Source organism: Arthrobacter sp. NPDC058130, from assembly GCF_042884475.1.
In the GTDB taxonomy this organism is placed as follows: Bacteria; Actinomycetota; Actinomycetes; order Actinomycetales; family Micrococcaceae; genus Arthrobacter.
In genome coordinates, this window is sequence record NZ_JBHVTV010000008.1 from 180,926 (window position 1) to 196,156 (window position 15,231).

The window sequence follows — 15,231 nt, forward strand, 5'->3', positions numbered from 1 at the left end:
CGGCTCGGAATTAGTCGAACCAGGGGTCCAGCCCGTGCAGGGGAAAGACTTCCTTGCGGGTGGCCATGATGGTGCGGTCCACCTCGTCGTTGGGGTCGAAACCCACTTCCCAGGACCGCCACCAGAGGTCGACGTCGTCACCCATCGCCTCAGGGGGCTCCACACCGAACCTGTCCCCGTATTTGTCTTTGACGTAGCTCCGCCAGTCCTCCGGAACCGGGGTGCGCAACGGTACGGGGCGGCCGGCGGCGATGGCGATGAGGTGGCTCCAGGACCGCGGCACCACGCTGACCACGTTGTAGCCGCCTCCCCCGGTGGAAATCCACCGGTTCTCGCAGTAGCGCGCGGCGAGGTTGCCGATGGCCGTCGCGGCCTCGCGCTGGCCGTCCACGCTGATGTTCAGGTGGGTGAGCGGGTCAAGCCGGTGCGAGTCGCAGCCGTGCTGACTGACGATGACTTCCGGTTCGAACGCGCCAATGAGCTGGGGCACGACGGCGTGGAAGGCCCGCAGCCAGCCGGCATCGGCGGTGCCGGCCGGGAGGGCAACGTTCACGGCGCTGCCCTGCGCGTTCGGGCCGCCGATCTCGTTGGCGAACCCGGTGCCCGGGAAGAGGGTCAGCCCGGACTCGTGCAGCGAAATAGTCAGCACGCGTGGGTCGTCCCAGAAGATGCTTTGGGTGCCGTCGCCGTGGTGCGCGTCGATGTCGACGTAGGCCACGCGCCGGACACCGCCGTCGAGCAGCCGCTGCACCGCGAGGGCGGCGTCGTTATATATGCAAAAACCGCTGGCCCGGTCCCGGGAGGCGTGGTGCATCCCGCCGCCGAAGTTCACAGCCCGCACCGCGCTGCCGTCCAGCACGGCAGCGGCCGCCAGCAGCGACCCGCCGGCCAGCCGGGCGCTGGCTTCGTGCATGCCGGCAAAGGCGGGGTCATCCTCGGTGCCCAGGCCCCTGGCGTGGTCGGGAATGTCCGGATTTTCGCTGACATTCCGCACGGCGGCCACAAACTCCGGGCTGTGGACCGTGCACAGTTCCGCGTCGGCGGCGACATGCGGAGCCGCGACCGTGACGTGGTCAAGATCCAGCAACCCCAGGCTGCCCGCCAGCTTCGCGGTGAGCTCCATGCGCTCCGGCGCCATCGGGTGGGAGTGGCCAAAGTTGTAGGCGGTCATGGCAGAAGCCCACACTACCGTCGTCGGCAGCGCGGTCTGAGCGAGTCCGGGCAGGAATGTCATCAATCACAGGCTACCCGAGCGGTCCCCGGCTTCCCGCGCGTGCACGCGTGCTCACCCGGCCATTACCCGGCGTTTAGTGGTTTACTACTTGGGGAAGAAGTTTCAACCGAGGAAAAACATGACGCAAAGCCAGTCGAGGTCTACGAGCCCGGCCAGCTGGCAGCCAGGCATGCCGGAGCGGGAAGGCCTGTGGATCTTCACACGCCTGCGCGACTTCATCGACAGCATCGCAAACAGCTCGCCGGCCCGCCTGGCGCTTACGGCGTTCGGCGTCGTGATCCTGGTCTTCACCGCTTTACTCTCCCTGCCCTTAGCGTCCGCGACGGGAGAGGTCACACCACTGCATCAGGCGTTCTTCACCGCGGCGTCCGCTGTCTGCGTCACGGGCCTGACCGTGGTCTCGACGGCGGTGCACTGGTCCTTCTTCGGCCAGCTCGTAATTCTGGTCGGCATTTTCGTGGGCGGCTTGGGCACCTTGACCCTCGCGTCGCTGCTGGCGCTCATGGTCAGCAAGAGACTCGGTGTCCGCGGCAAGCTGATCGCCCAGGAAGCCATGAATGCCGGCCGGCTCGGCGAAGTCGGTACGCTGCTGCGGATCGTGATCGTGACGTCCGTGGTGATCGAGGCTGCCCTGGCGCTGACGCTCATCCCCCGGTTCCTGATCCTCGGAGAGGACTTCTGGCAGTCCGTCTGGCACGGCGTCTTCTACTCCATTTCGGCGTTCAACAACGCCGGTTTCACCCCGCATTCCGACGGAATCGTGCCGTACGAAACAGATCTCTGGATCCTCGTCCCGCTCATGCTCGGGGTGTTCCTGGGCAGTCTGGGCTTCCCCGTGGTCATGGTGCTGCAGCAAAACGGACTGCGGTGGAAGAAATGGAACCTGCACACCAAACTGACCATCCAGGTTTCCTTCATCCTCCTCGCCGCCGGGACGCTGCTCTGGGGCTTCCTGGAGTGGGACAACCTGCGCACCATCGGCGACATGGACCTCGGCGACAAGGTCACGCATGCCCTGTTTGCGTCCGTCATGCTGCGTTCGGGCGGCTTCAACCTTGTCGATCAGAACCAGATGGAATCCACCACCATGCTGCTCTCCGATGCCCTCATGTTCGCTGGCGGCGGCTCGGCCTCCACGGCCGGCGGCATCAAGGTGACCACCATCGCCGTGATGTTCCTGGCGATCACCGCCGAAGCCCGCGGTGACGCCGACGTGAAGATCTACGGCCGCACCATCCCCGAGGGCACCATGCGCGTGGCCATTTCGGTGATCGTCGCCGGCGCCACCCTGGTCTCGGTCTCGGCCCTCCTGCTCCTGCACATCAGCCACGCCTCCCTGGACCGGGTCCTGTTTGAAACGATTTCCGCCTTCGCCACGGTAGGCCTAAGCACCAACCTCAGCGCAGAGTTGCCGCCGTCGGGGGTTTACGTCCTCGCTTTGCTCATGTTTGCCGGGCGCGTCGGGACGGTCACCCTTGCCGCCGGCCTGGCCCTGCGCCAGCGCAGCCAGCTGTACCACTACCCGGAAGAGAGACCGATCATTGGCTAGTTCCTCAGGCGCCGTAAACCGCCCCGCCCACAATGCCCCCGTGCTGGTGATCGGGCTGGGCCGTTTTGGCGCATCCACCGCAGAGCAGCTCGTCAAGCAGGGCCGGGAGGTCCTGGCCATTGAACGCGACCGCGCCCTCGTCCAGAAGTGGGCCAGCGTCCTGACGCACGTCGTGGAAGCCGACGCCACCAACATCGATGCCCTTCGCCAGCTCGGCGCCCAGGAATTCAGTTCCGCGGTGGTGGGCGTGGGCACCTCGATCGAGTCCTCGGTCCTGATCACGGTGAACCTCGTGGACCTCGGGATCGAACACCTCTGGGTCAAGGCGATCACGCCCTCGCACGGCAAGATCCTGACCCGGATCGGCGCCAACCATGTCATCTACCCGGAGGCCGACGCCGGTGTCCGCGCCGCGCACTTGGTCTCCGGGCGCATGCTGGACTTCATCGAGTTCGACGACGACTTCGCGATCGTGAAGATGTACCCGCCGCGCGAGACCGTGGGCTTCACCCTCGATGAGTCCAAGGTGCGGTCCAAGTACGGGGTGACGATTGTGGGCGTGAAGTCCCCGGGTGAGGACTTCACCTACGCGCGGCCGGAAACCAAGGTTTCCTCACGGGACATGCTCATTGTTTCGGGCCACGTGGACCTGCTCGAGCGGTTCGCGGCGCGCCCCTAGGCTCAGGCGAGCTGCCGGGTGATTTCTGCCGCGCGCTCAGCAGCGGCGCGGGCGCCGTCGGCGATGATCGCCGGAAGTCCCCGCTCGTCGAAGGTGGCGATGGCCCGTTCCGTGGTGCCGTTCGGGCTCGTGACCGCCTTGCGCAGCGCGGCAGGGTCCGCACCGGGCTCGGCCAGCATGAAGCCCGCCCCGGCGACCGTCTCGCGGGCCAGCAGGAGCGACAGCTCCGGGTCCAGGCCCAGTTTGGCACCTGCCTCCGCCATGGCCTCCGCCAGGTAGAAAGCGTAGGCGGGACCCGAGCCGCTGATCGCCGAGAGTGCGTCCACCTGGTCTTCGGGGATCTCCACCACGGTGCCGGCAGCCGCCAGGATGTCCTTGGCATGCTGGAGCTGCCCCGCGGAGCAATGGGATCCGGGCGAGACGGAGACGACGCCGCGGCCCAGCTTCGCCGGCGTGTTCGGCATGGTGCGGATGACGGGCTGGCCGGCCGGCAGCGCCGCCTCCAGCTGCTCCAGGGATACGGCTGCGGCGACGCTGATGACGATCGTGTCCGGTGACAGGGAGCCACTGATTTCCCGGGCCAGGTCAGCGATGCCGACGGGCTTGACGCCGAGGATCACGACGCCGGAGCCGGTGGCCGCCTGTTTGTTGTTGTCGGGCTCTTCTTCGCCCGCGATGGCCGTGATCCCGTGGTGCCGCTGGGCCAGTTCGGCCGCGCGCTCGGCCCGGCGGACGGTAGCGACGATATCTGCCGGGTCGACGCCGCCGTCGATCAACCCGCCCAGAATTGCCTCGTTCATTGACCCACAGCCCAGGAATGCGATTCGGTTGCTCATGCCCCCATCATTGCAGTCCGACGTGATTCCCAGCCAGCTCACACCTTCAGCGCAGTCATTGCACAACTTTGGACCCTAGCGTAGTAGGTACCTCATTGAGGGTGCGAGTGATGCAGCAGGCATGCGGATGCCTGTGCGGCACCGGTGGTCTGCAGCGGATTTTTCCCATTTTTCCCGCGGCGGACCTCCGGTGCCTTTGCCGCTTAAGCGCCCAGCCCCACGTGGCCCGTCCCATGCGGCCAGTCGGGTGTGGCCCGTCGCGGCGCCGACCGACGCCGGTGACATCCGTCGGATTGCCAGCCAACGCACAGGTAATACTCGCTGGACGCCCATGATCGGCCACTACCTTGGAAAGTGCCTCAACAGGTGCGAGTGATGATAGCCGGTTCCCCAGGAGCCGGCGGTGCGCCGGGCGATTTGCAGCAGAGTTCCCCCAAGTCCTGCTCCGATCGCCCGGCGCTACTCGTTTAACCCGGGTTGTTGGGTTCGCCGTCTCCGGCCCCGCCGGACGCTGCGCCCCGGAGCTTGCCTTCCAGGAACCGGCATTCCGCGGCGCTGCCGGCCAGCGCCAGGGCCCGTCTGTAGCCCTCGGCTGCTTCCGGAAAGCGCTCCAGGCGCACCAGGAAATCGGCGCGGACGGCATGGAAGAGGTAATAGTTGTCCAGTCCCAGGCCCTCTACCGCGTCCAACGCGGCGGCTGGCCCGTGCAGTTCGGCAAGGGCGACGGCGCGGTTGAGCGCCACGACCGGTCCGGGCGCGACTGCCAGGAGCTGGTCGTACAGCTGCAGGATCTGCGCCCAGTCGGTGTCCCCCGCGGCCGCGGCGTCGCTGTGGACGGCGTTGATCGCCGCCTGGAGCTGATATGGCCCCGGACGGTTCCGTCGCAGGCACCGTCGCACCAACTCCTGGCCTTCGGTGGCCAGGGCGCCGTCCCAGCGCGCCCGGTCCTGTACCGACAGCAGCACGAGTCCGCCGTCGGGGGCGAACCGGGCCGCGCGGCGGGACTCAATGAGCAGCATCAGTGCCAGCAGTCCCGTCGCCTCCGGCTCGTCCGGCATCAGGGACGCCAGGAGCCTGCCGAGCCGGACGGCTTCCGCGCAGAGCTCCGCGCGGGCCGGGCTGTCGGCGGGGCCAGCGGTGTAGCCCTCGTTGAAGATGAGGTAGACCACCGCCAGCACCGATTGCAGCCGTTCCGGCAGTTCGGCGCCCTGCGGGACACGGTACGGGACCTTCGCATCCCGGATTTTTGCCTTGGCCCGGACCAGCCGCTGCGCCATGGTTGCTTCCGGAACCAGGAAGGCCCGGGCGATCTCCGGCGTCGTCAGGCCCCCCAGGAGCCGCAGCGTGAGCGCCACCTGGGCGGACCTGGCCAGGGCCGGATGGCAGCAGGTGAACATCAGCCGCAAAACGTCGTCGTCCACGTCCTCCACCCCTGCCTGGTCCGCCAGGAACTGCTCCTCAGCGGCCGGTGCGGGTCCGTTCCCGGACCGCGCCGCCGCCAGCAGGGCCGCCTGGGCATGTTTGTCTTCGCGTGAGGCCTCCCGCCGCAGCCGGTCGATCGCCCGGTGCCGTGCTGTGGTGATGATCCAGCCGGCCGGGCTGGGCGGGACGCCTCTCTCGGGCCAGAGCTGGACGGCCGCAGCAAAGGCATCCTGGACGGCGTCCTCGGCAATATCGATGCTGCCGAACGTACGGGTCAGGACGGCTACGGCACGGCCGTATTCGTGCCGGAACACCCGGGCAATGTCGGCCTCGGTCGCGGCGCCATGTACGCCCCGGCCGCCCACAGCAGCGCCCCCGGCCCGGCGGCTAGTGCTGGAAGGGTCGGACTTCAACGGGAAGTGTGGTGGCGCCGGCCAGCTTCCGCGCCCAGCCAAGGGCCATGTCCAGATCCTCGGCCTCGATGACCGTGAATCCGCCCAAGTGCTCTTTGCCCTCGGTAAACGGACCGTCGGTGATGAGGATTTCACCATCACTGGGCCGGAGGACCGTGGCCGATTCCGCAGAGTGGAGGCCCGCTGCGAACACCCAGGCCCCCGCGTCCTGCATTTCCTGGTTCAGGGCCGCCAGGTCACGCATGATCGGTTCGAGGAATTCCGGGCTCGGCGCGGGGCCGTCCGGCTGGTAAATGCTGAGCAGGTACTGCGTCATTTCGGTGCCTCCTTGTCGAATCAGCCGGCGGTGTGCCGGCCTCTCAGCAATTACACGATGGGGACCCCTGCAAATCGACACCGCCGAGGCACCGGCAGCCTCAGGAAATTTTTTCCGGTGACTGGAGCCGCGCCGGTGGTTGTTCTGCCAGATGCGGCGCGGGATCTATCGGTCCCTCAAACACCAGCTGGTCCAGGCGGCGGAGGATGAGTCCCTCACGCAGGGCCCACGGGCATGTCACCATGCTGTCGAACTTGAACATTTCAAGGGCCGCTTCCGCGACGAGAGCGCCGGCAAGGACCTGCGGCGCGCGGGCCTCGGAGACACCGGGCAGGTGGAGCCTGTCCCCTATCTCCATGGCCGAGATCCGCTGCGCCCAGAGCCCCAGGTCCAGGGCCAGCAGCTCCCGCCTAACGTAGGGCCCGGCGGCGCTGGGGGCGGCACCGGCGATCCTGGCGAGGGACCGGAAAGTCTTGGATGTGCCCGCCACGAGGTTGGGCGGTCCCAGTTTCTCGAATTTGCGCACCGCGGGTTTGAGCGTGGAGCGGATGTAGCGTCGCAGATCCTTGATGCTCTTGGCCGAGGGCGGGTCCTCGGGCAGCCAGTCGCGCGTCAACCGGCTGGCGCCGAGCGGAACGGACATCGCCAGCTCGGGCAGCTCGTCCTGTCCGAGCGCCATCTCGAAGGAGCCGCCGCCGATATCCAGGTTCAGGATGGGCCCGGCGCCCCAGCCGTACCAGCGACGGACGGCGAAGAACGTCATGGAAGCCTCTTCGCTGCCGCTGAGCTCCCGGAGGGTGACAGTGGTTTCATGCTTGACGCGGGCCAGGACATCCGCGCCGTTGGTGGCCTCGCGGATTGCCGAAGTACAGAACGCGAGGAGGTCGTCGGCCTTGTGCTTGGCCGCGAATTCCCACGCCTCGAGGACGAACTCGACGAGTTCATGCTGCCCGGCGTCGTCGATGTTGCCGTCGTCGTCGAGGTACTGCACGAGCGACAGCCGCCGCTTGTGCGAGGCATAGGGGACCGGACGGGCGCCGGGATGGGCGTCGACCAGCAGGAGATGGACAGTGTTGGACCCGATGTCGAGGACGCCTAGACGCATGTTGCCATTATTCCCCCCACGCAAGCAGCTGGCCTACAGCAACGGCGGTATTCGCGAAGAATACCGCCGTTGCTGTAGGGATCGGGCCGGGCCGCGGGCTTAGGCCGGGGCGCTGCCCTGCGCCGGTCGGTCCGCGGCCGGGTCCGCGGGCTGGGCTGCGGGCAGTTCAGCGTCAGCGGGCTCGTCCGCCGGCTTGAAGTCCCGGCGGATGTTGGCCACGCCCTCCGGGTCGATTTCAAAGCCGTATGCGGCCCCGGGGTTGATCACCATGCCGAGTTCTTCGCCGAGGTTGCCGATGATCGCGGCGCCCTGAGTGCCCAGCACGTTCGGGGCGGCGGCGAGGTACTGCTCGGTGACGCGGCTCGGGTGCGAGAACACGGCCAGGACCGGCTTCCCGGAGGAGTTCGCGAGGACCAGCGGCTCCACCTGGGAGTCGGGGCCCTCCAGGGCGTCCGAGCTGACTACGTAGACCTCACTGTTGAGGAAGGCCAGGATCACGTCCACCGGGTTGGCGTCCGGCTGCTCCCCCCGGGCAAGCTGCTCTTCGAGTTCGTTCAGCGGCTGGTTGTCCAAGTGTGCGGGCTGTTCAGTCATCTTCCTACTCGATCACGTCCCCGCCCCGTCCGCAAACGCGAAATCGCCGGAAACCTGCGAAGTCGCCGGTAATTTCCAGCGAACCCGCACGTTTCCGGCGACTTCGGTGTGACTGACCTACTTCTTCGCAGGGGCTTTCCGCGCGGGTGCCTTGCGGGCCGTCGTCGTGCGCTTGACCGGGCCCTTGGCCCGTTTTTCCGCCAGGAGTTCGACGGCGCGTTCCCGGGTCAGCTCCTCGATCGAGGTGCTGCGCGGCACGGTGATGTTGGTGATGCCGTCGGTGATATACGGGCCGAAACGGCCCTCCTTCACCACGATGTTCTTCTCCGAGACCGGGTCCGGGCCGAATTCGGCCAGCGGCGGTACGGCGGCACGGGCGCCACGCTGCTTGGGCTGCGAGTAGATCTCCAGCGCCTGATCCAGCGTGATGGTGAAGATTTCCTCTTCGGAGCCGATCGAGCGGGAGTCCGTTCCCTTCTTCAGGTACGGTCCGAACCGGCCGTTCTGCACCGTGATGGGGTTGCCCTCGGCGTCCTGGCCGAGCACCCGGGGCAGGCTCATGAGCTGCAGGGCCTCATCCAGCGTGATGGTGTCCACGCTCATGGACGCGAACAGGGAACCCGTGCGCGGCTTGGCCTTGACGGGCTTCTTGGCCGGCTTCGGCTTGCCGTTCTTGTAGTACTCAACGGGCTGGGCGGCCAGCTGTTCGTCGGTCATCTCCGGGATGACCTCCGTGACGTAGGCGCCGTAGCGGCCGTTCTTGGCTACCACTGCGTGCCCGGTGTGCGGGTCCGTGCCCAGGACCCGCTCCTCCGGGGCAGCCGTTTCCATGAGTTCAACGGCCTTGGCGGCGGTGAGTTCGTCCGGGGCCAGGTCCTCGGGGACGTTGGCGCGGGCCGCTTCAACCACTTCGCCGGTCTCGGGATCCACGGTCGCGACGGAGCTTTCCAGGTACGGGCCGAACTTGCCGACGCGGAGTGTGATCCCGTCCGTGATGGGAATGGAGTTGATCTCGCGGGCATCGATCTCGCCGAGATTGTTCACGATGCTCAGCAGGCCGGGCTCGGTGTCTGCACCGAAGTAGAAGTGCTTGAGCCAGGCGGGTCCGGCCGCCTGGCCGTTGGCGATCTTGTCCAGGTCGGCTTCCATGTCCGCGGTGAACTCGTAGTCGACGTAGTCGTGGAAGTGCTGCTCGAGGAGCCGGATGACGGAGAACGCGATCCAGCTCGGGACCAGAGCGGAGCCCTGCTTCCGGACGTAGCCGCGGTCCTGGATGGTGGAGATGGTGGAGGCATAGGTCGACGGACGGCCGATGCCCTTCTTTTCCAGCTCGGCGGTCAGCGAGGCTTCAGTGAAGCGCGGCGGCGGCGAGGTCTCGTGGCCGACGGCGACGATGTCCGACGCCTGCAGCGCGTCGCCCTGGGCCACGTTCGGCAGCCGGCGGGCTTCCTCTGAGTCGTCATCGCCGCGGCTTTCGTCCTTGCCCTCTTCGTAGGCGGCCAGGAAGCCGGGGAAGGTGATGACGGTGCCGGACGCGGAGAATTCCGTGTCGCGGCCTGCCGCCGTGCCGCCCACTGCCACGGCGCCCAGGCGGATGGTGGCGGTGGAGCCCTTGGCGTCGGCCATCTGCGAGGCGACGGTGCGCTTCCAGATCAGCTCGTAGAGCCGGAACTCGTCGCCGGAGAGCTGGTTGGCCACCTGGGCCGGCGTGCGGAAGGAGTCACCGGCGGGACGGATGGCCTCGTGGGCCTCCTGGGCGTTGGCGGCCTTGCTGCTGTAGACCCGCGGCGACGGGGGAACGTATTCCGTGCCGTACAGCTCGGAGGCCTGGCGCCGGGCGGCCGTGACGGCCTCGTCGCTCAGCGCGGAGGAGTCCGTACGCATATAGGTGATGTAGCCGTTTTCGTACAGCCGCTGGGCAACCTGCATGGTGCTCTTGGAGGAGAAACGCAGTTTGCGGCCGGCCTCCTGCTGCAGCGTGGAGGTGGTGAACGGCGCCGCCGGGCGGCGGGTGTACGGCTTGGTGTCGACGGAGCGGACGCTGAAGTCGGCGCTCTGCAGGCCGGCCGCCAGGGCGGTGGCGAGTTCCTCGTCGACGTGGACGACGTTCCGGGAGGTCAGTTCGCCGTTGTCGTTGAAGTCGCGGCCGCTGGCCACCTTGGCTCCGTCGACGGCGGCGAGCTTGGCTTTGAACGAAGAAGCAGCTCCAGAGTCTGCCCCGAACTGGCCCGTCAGGTCCCAGTAGGAGGCGGCCTTGAAGGCCATCCGCTCGCGTTCGCGGTCCACCACCATGCGGGTGACGACGGACTGCACCCGGCCGGCGGAGAGGCCGCGGGCCACCTTGCGCCAGAGCACCGGGGAGATTTCATAGCCGTACAGGCGGTCCAGCACACGGCGCGTTTCCTGGGCGTCCACCAGGTCCTGGTCGACGTCGCGCAGGTTGTCCATGGCGCGGTGGATGGCTTCCTTGGTGATCTCACCGAAGGTCATCCGGTAGACGGGAACCTTGGGCTTGAGCACTTCCAGCAGGTGCCACGCGATGGCCTCGCCCTCGCGGTCCCCATCGGTTGCAAGATAGAGAGCGTCGGCATCCTTGAGCTGGGCCTTGAGTTCGGCGACCTTTTTCTTCTTGTCCGAGGAGACCACGTAGTAGGGCTTGAAGTCGTTTTCAATGTCGACGGCGAACTTGCCCAGCGGGGTCTTCTTCAGGTCCGCGGGGAGCTCCGAGGGCTGGGGAAGGTCGCGGATGTGACCGATGGAGGCCTCAACGATGAAGCCCTCGCCCAGGTACTTGGCGATGGTCTTGCTCTTGGCGGGAGACTCCACAATCACGAGTTTCTTGCCGGTTTTGGCCTTGCTTGGCACGATGCTCCTACAGAAAAAGGTGGCTCGGGCAGATGCGCCCATACCCGCCTAGTTCACCATATTTTGCAAAATCCCGCGCATCCGGCCGGAAATGACGGCTCCGTGGAGGTGGTATCCGGCCGAAACGAGTCCGGGTTACCGGTGGTTGTGGAGGGTGCTCCGGCGGCAGCCTCAGGCCTTGCCGGCCGCAGGCTTCGCGGTGGCCGTGGGCTTTCCGGCGGCAGCAGGCTTCGCGGTGGCCGTGGGCTTTCCAGCGGCCGGCGTCGTGGCGGCGGGCTTCGCGGCGGCCGGTCCGCGGTCGTCGGGAATCATCGACCACATCGTGGCCATGCGTTCGGCGCCCTCGGGCACGTGGTCCGGGTCCTCGAGCTCGTAGTCGCGCAGGAGGTCAAAGACCCGCCGCGTCACCTCGGCCCGCTGCTCCGGCGTCAGGTAGAGCAGGTTGCTGGCCAGCACCACAGAGGACGGGCCGTCGGTGGTGTCGCCGCTCTCGCGCCGCTCGTTGCGGGCCTTGGCGTAGGCAAGGACGCGGCGGCGGTAGGCGTCGAGCTCGAGGTCGAGGACCGCAAGTTCCGGGCTGGCCACTCCCCCCAGCGAGTGGATGGTGAAATCCGTGCCCGCAGCCTTCCAGCGCCGCTCCCGGGCGTCGCCGGCGGTGGCTGCAGGAACCACGATGCCCCACTTCTGCAGGGCCCGCAGGTGGTAGCTCATGGCACTGGGCGTCAGGCCGGTCTGCGCGGCAAGTTCCGTGGCCGTCCGGCTCACCTGGGTGGAATACAGCTCGGAAATGACCTCCAGCCGCGCGGCGTGGGCCAGGGCACGGATCGCCTTCGGGTCGGTGATTTCCACTTGCTTCTCCGGACGATGCCGGCGCTTGGTGGCCGGCGGAGTCGTGGTCTCCGCCGTCGGGGTTTCTGCATTCACTCCTCCAGTGTATCCAGCCCCGCCAAACTATGAAAGAAATGCTTGACATTATTTCCGGCGCAGGACTAGCTTGCTACTTATGAAACAGACACTTCATAATTTGTCCGCCTCCGCAGCGCCGGCCCAGCCTCTCTGGCGCAACCGCGACTTCCTGATCGCCGGCACGGCACGGTTCGTTGCGACGGCGGGGATGGGCGCCGTCGTCGTCAGCGTCATGCTGCACCTTCAGAACGAGGCCGCCGCCGGCGAAACGCCGGTCGCCGGGCCCTGGCTCGTGGCCGGGTACCTGCTGTGCTCGGCGCTGCCGCTGGTCCTGCTGGCCCCGTGGGCCGGCCGGCTCGCCGACACCATGGACTCCCGGACGCTGGCGACGGCGAGTTCCGCGGTCAGCGCCGCCGCCGTCGCCGGCATGGGCTTGGGCATGCAGTACCTGGAGAACTATCTGCCCGTGCTGTTCGCCATGACATTCCTGCTGGACGCGGCCCAGGCCGTCGCCAGCCCCACCTGGCAGGCCCTGCTGCCCCGGATCGTCGGCGAGGACCGCACGCCGCGGGCGATGGGGACCATGCAGGCGACCATCATGATTGCGGGCATGGCCGGTCCCGCCGCGGGCGGCCTGCTCAGCGGCTGGGCCGGGACCGGACTCGTGTTCGCCGTTGCCAGCGGCTGCTACGTCGCCATGGGGCTGGGCGCGCTGCTGATCCGGACCCGCCGCGGCACGGCAGCCGAACGGGCCGGCAAGGCCAAGCCCGCGCTGCTCGACGGACTGCGCGTGATCCGCCGCGACAGCCTCGTCTGGGCCCTGGTCCTCGGAGCGACGTTCTTCATCGTGGTGGGCGAGGCAACAAATGTCCTTGAGGTGTTCCTGGCCCGGGATGTACTGGGCGTCACCGAGGCGCAGTACGGGCTCCTGACCGCAGCGTTCGGCCTCGGAATGGCGGCCGGGGCGGCGATGGCAGGCAGGATCAGAACGCCCCGGGTCCGGCTGCGCATGCTGCTGGCATCCATGACCGGAGCCTCGGCGTTCCTGGTTCTCACGGGTCTCGTCCCCAACGTGGAACTGCTCTTTGTGGCCTACACGGCGACGGGGACGGCCTGCGGCGTCCTGAACGCCTGTTTCGGCGCGATCGCGATCCTGCGGATTCCGGAAAGCGGGCGCGGCCAGGCGATGGCAATCGTCGGCGGGATGACGCGTGCCGTCTCCATTGGCGCGCTGGCCCTGGGCGGGCTCCTGGGCGCACTGGGGCCGGTGCGTGCCAGCTTCGTGGTCACCGGGGCCGTCGGCGTCCTGGTGGCACTTGCCCTCGCCGCCTACGTCCTGCCGCGGTTCGGCCGGGAGGACGCCGGCGGCGCCGGTGCGGCGGCTGCCGGCGCGGCGGATGCCGCTTCAGCCACTCCAGCCGGGGCGGCCATGGCGGCCTTGCCGGTCCAGGCGGCAGGGGCAGTTTCAGACCGGCAGCAGGAAGCCGTCGCGGACCAGATTCCCGACTTCTTCGAGGAGGCCGGCGCGGAACTCCGCGCTGTCGAACCCCTCGTACCCGCCCAGCAGCGCCTCGAGGGCGCCGATGATCTGCCCGACGGAGAGGTCGCCGTCGCACGCTGAGACCAACCCGGCCAGCTCGGTACTGAGCAAGTTGGTGCGGCGCAGCCCGGCACCCTGCCGCAGCAGGATGACGCCGGGGTGTTCCGCACCAGGGCGCTGGTGCCGTTCCTCGGTGACGTCCTCCGCGACCAGCAGGTGGGCGGCGGCGAGATCGTGGGCGGCCAGCCAGTCGGCACGCTCGACGGCGGCGCCCAAGTGCGGTCCCACGGGCTGTTCGATCGGGTACGTGATCTCCTCAAAGCGGGAAATCACCTTCCCCGCTCCGTCAGCCGGCCGGCGCAGCCAGATCATGCCAAAGCCGATTCCCGCCACATTGCGGGCGGCGAAGTCCTCGAGGTAAGCCGCGTACGAGTCCTGATAGAGCCGGCGGTCGCGGTATTCCGAAGCGTCCTGCAGCCAAGTTTCGGCATACTGCTCCGGGCCCACCTGCTCGCGCTGGATGAACCAGGCGTCGGCGTCCGGACCGGCCCAGCTTTGCGGCCGCTCGGCCCAGCCGGCACCCTCCGTGATCTCCCAGTTGCCCAGCAGCTGGGCCGTTCCGGCCGGGGCAAGGACAGAGGGCAGTGCGCGGACCAGTGACGACACAATCTCGTCCCCCGGCAGGCCGCCGTCGCGGTACGTGAACTGGTCCGTTGCGCTCTCGCCGAGGCTGCGGGGCGTAATGACGAACGGCGGGTTGGACACCACCAGCTCGAACTCCTCGCCCGCGACGGGGTCCAGCAAGGATCCGAGCCTCAGGCTCACCCGGGCCTCAAGGTCGGCCGGGTCCAGGTGCAGCTCGGCGGCGTTGAGCAGGAGGTTGAACCGGGTGAACGCCAGCGCGCGTTCGGAAATGTCCGTGGCGGTCACGTGTTCCGCGTGGTGCAGCAGATGAAAGGTCTGGATGCCACAGCCCGTGCCGAGATCGAGGGCCCTGGCAACATGGCGGCGGGCCGTGATCTGGACCAGGGTGGTGGAGGCCTGCCCGATCCCGAGGACGTGGTCATGGCGGAGGACGCCTGCGCGCTGGTGGGCCGCGAGGTCGCTGGCCACCCAGAGGTCGGCTCCGCCCTGGCGAACGCCGTCCTCCCCCAGGATCGGGTCCCAGCCGTAGGGCCTCAGGTCCACCTTCGCCCGGAAGCGGCCCTGGTCTCCGTCTTGGTTCCCGTCTTGGTCCCCGTCCGCCGGTTCCACGAGCCCGAGCTCCAGCAGCCCCTCCGTGCGGATGCCGGGGAGGGCGGCGTCGAGGGTCTCCGGGCGCTGAGGCTCAGCAAGGAGCCAGAGACGCACGACGGCGGCGAGCGCCGTCGTCGCCGGTTCCCCGGAGGCGCGCCCCGTGACGATCAGTGCCGGGATGAGCTGGTCACGGCTGAGCGCCGAATGCGCAGCCTCGCCGAGCAGCTCCGCAACCCCGTCCACCGAGTAGCCCACGGCACGCAGGTCCGCGGCCAGGGCCTCGAGGAGGCCGGGGAGGTCACTGCGCGGAGCATCGGGGGTAGCTACGGTGGGCGGGGTTGCGGGAGCCTGCGTTGAATGAACCTGTGTTGAATCAAACGGTTCCGTGGGGCCTTGCGCTGAGGAAGTCACCGGACAAGTTTAGTCCCCGGGTTTAGTCCCGAACTTGGTCGCGGGCCTCAGTCAAGGGCCGTGCGAGTCCGGGCTTGGACACTCCGCGCGGGACCGGTCTTTGACCGGACTGTGTGCGGGACCGG

11 protein-coding genes and 1 pseudogene are annotated in these 15,231 nt (G+C 68.0%); 3 read left to right on the top strand and 9 right to left on the bottom strand.

The features are described from left to right. Window positions 1-10 precede the first annotated feature (10 nt). Window positions 11-1,234, bottom strand: coding sequence for an acetoin utilization protein AcuC (locus ACFVTM_RS14940; RefSeq protein ID WP_390204269.1), 1,224 nt, complete (start codon window positions 1,232-1,234; stop codon window positions 11-13). Between the two features lie 118 nt (window positions 1,235-1,352). Between ACFVTM_RS14940 and ACFVTM_RS14945 the strand changes: the two genes are divergently transcribed. After that, a complete protein-coding gene (locus tag ACFVTM_RS14945) occupies window positions 1,353-2,783 on the top strand; it encodes a TrkH family potassium uptake protein (RefSeq protein ID WP_390204270.1) in 1,431 nt (476 codons plus the stop codon). 40 nt (window positions 2,784-2,823) lie between these two features. Further along, a complete protein-coding gene (locus tag ACFVTM_RS14950) occupies window positions 2,824-3,462 on the top strand; it encodes a TrkA family potassium uptake protein (RefSeq protein WP_374208249.1) in 639 nt (212 codons plus the stop codon). Window positions 3,463-3,464: 2 nt separating this feature from the next. Here the strand turns inward: ACFVTM_RS14950 and proC are convergent, their stop codons facing one another. The 7 genes from proC to ACFVTM_RS14985 all read right to left on the bottom strand — a co-directional run bounded on the left by proC (window position 3,465) and on the right by ACFVTM_RS14985 (window position 11,937). Beyond that, window positions 3,465-4,298 carry a pyrroline-5-carboxylate reductase gene (gene proC, locus ACFVTM_RS14955; protein WP_390204272.1) on the bottom strand — a complete coding sequence of 278 codons (834 nt, stop codon included), beginning with the start codon at window positions 4,296-4,298 and terminating at the stop codon, window positions 3,465-3,467. A gap of 467 nt (window positions 4,299-4,765) precedes the next feature. Then, on the bottom strand, window positions 4,766-6,085 hold the full coding sequence (locus ACFVTM_RS14960) for an RNA polymerase sigma factor (protein WP_390204314.1): 1,320 nt from the start codon (window positions 6,083-6,085) through the stop codon (window positions 4,766-4,768). Window positions 6,086-6,107: 22 nt separating this feature from the next. Further along, on the bottom strand, window positions 6,108-6,449 hold the full coding sequence (locus tag ACFVTM_RS14965) for a YciI family protein (protein WP_390204274.1): 342 nt from the start codon (window positions 6,447-6,449) through the stop codon (window positions 6,108-6,110). Window positions 6,450-6,549: 100 nt separating this feature from the next. Then, window positions 6,550-7,554 (bottom strand): Ppx/GppA phosphatase family protein, encoded by a 1,005-nt coding sequence (locus tag ACFVTM_RS14970; protein WP_390204275.1) that lies wholly within the window; start codon window positions 7,552-7,554, stop codon window positions 6,550-6,552. A gap of 99 nt (window positions 7,555-7,653) precedes the next feature. Continuing rightward, complete coding sequence (locus ACFVTM_RS14975; RefSeq protein WP_390204276.1) at window positions 7,654-8,148, bottom strand: SseB family protein; 495 nt, start codon at window positions 8,146-8,148, stop codon at window positions 7,654-7,656. Between the two features lie 117 nt (window positions 8,149-8,265). Continuing rightward, window positions 8,266-11,013, bottom strand: a complete 2,748-nt coding sequence (gene topA, locus ACFVTM_RS14980; protein ID WP_390204278.1) for a type I DNA topoisomerase — start codon at window positions 11,011-11,013, stop codon at window positions 8,266-8,268. Between the two features lie 171 nt (window positions 11,014-11,184). Beyond that, complete coding sequence (locus tag ACFVTM_RS14985; protein ID WP_390204279.1) at window positions 11,185-11,937, bottom strand: ArsR/SmtB family transcription factor; 753 nt, start codon at window positions 11,935-11,937, stop codon at window positions 11,185-11,187. A 190-nt stretch (window positions 11,938-12,127) separates the two neighbouring features. Here ACFVTM_RS14985 and ACFVTM_RS14990 point away from each other — a divergent pair. Beyond that, a pseudogene (locus tag ACFVTM_RS14990) lies at window positions 12,128-13,273 on the top strand (MFS transporter); the annotation flags it as partial. A gap of 111 nt (window positions 13,274-13,384) precedes the next feature. On the opposite strand, the gene ACFVTM_RS14995 reads toward ACFVTM_RS14990, so the two are convergent. Continuing rightward, window positions 13,385-14,971 carry a methyltransferase gene (locus tag ACFVTM_RS14995; RefSeq protein ID WP_390204316.1) on the bottom strand — a complete coding sequence of 529 codons (1,587 nt, stop codon included), beginning with the start codon at window positions 14,969-14,971 and terminating at the stop codon, window positions 13,385-13,387. Window positions 14,972-15,231 lie beyond the last annotated feature (260 nt).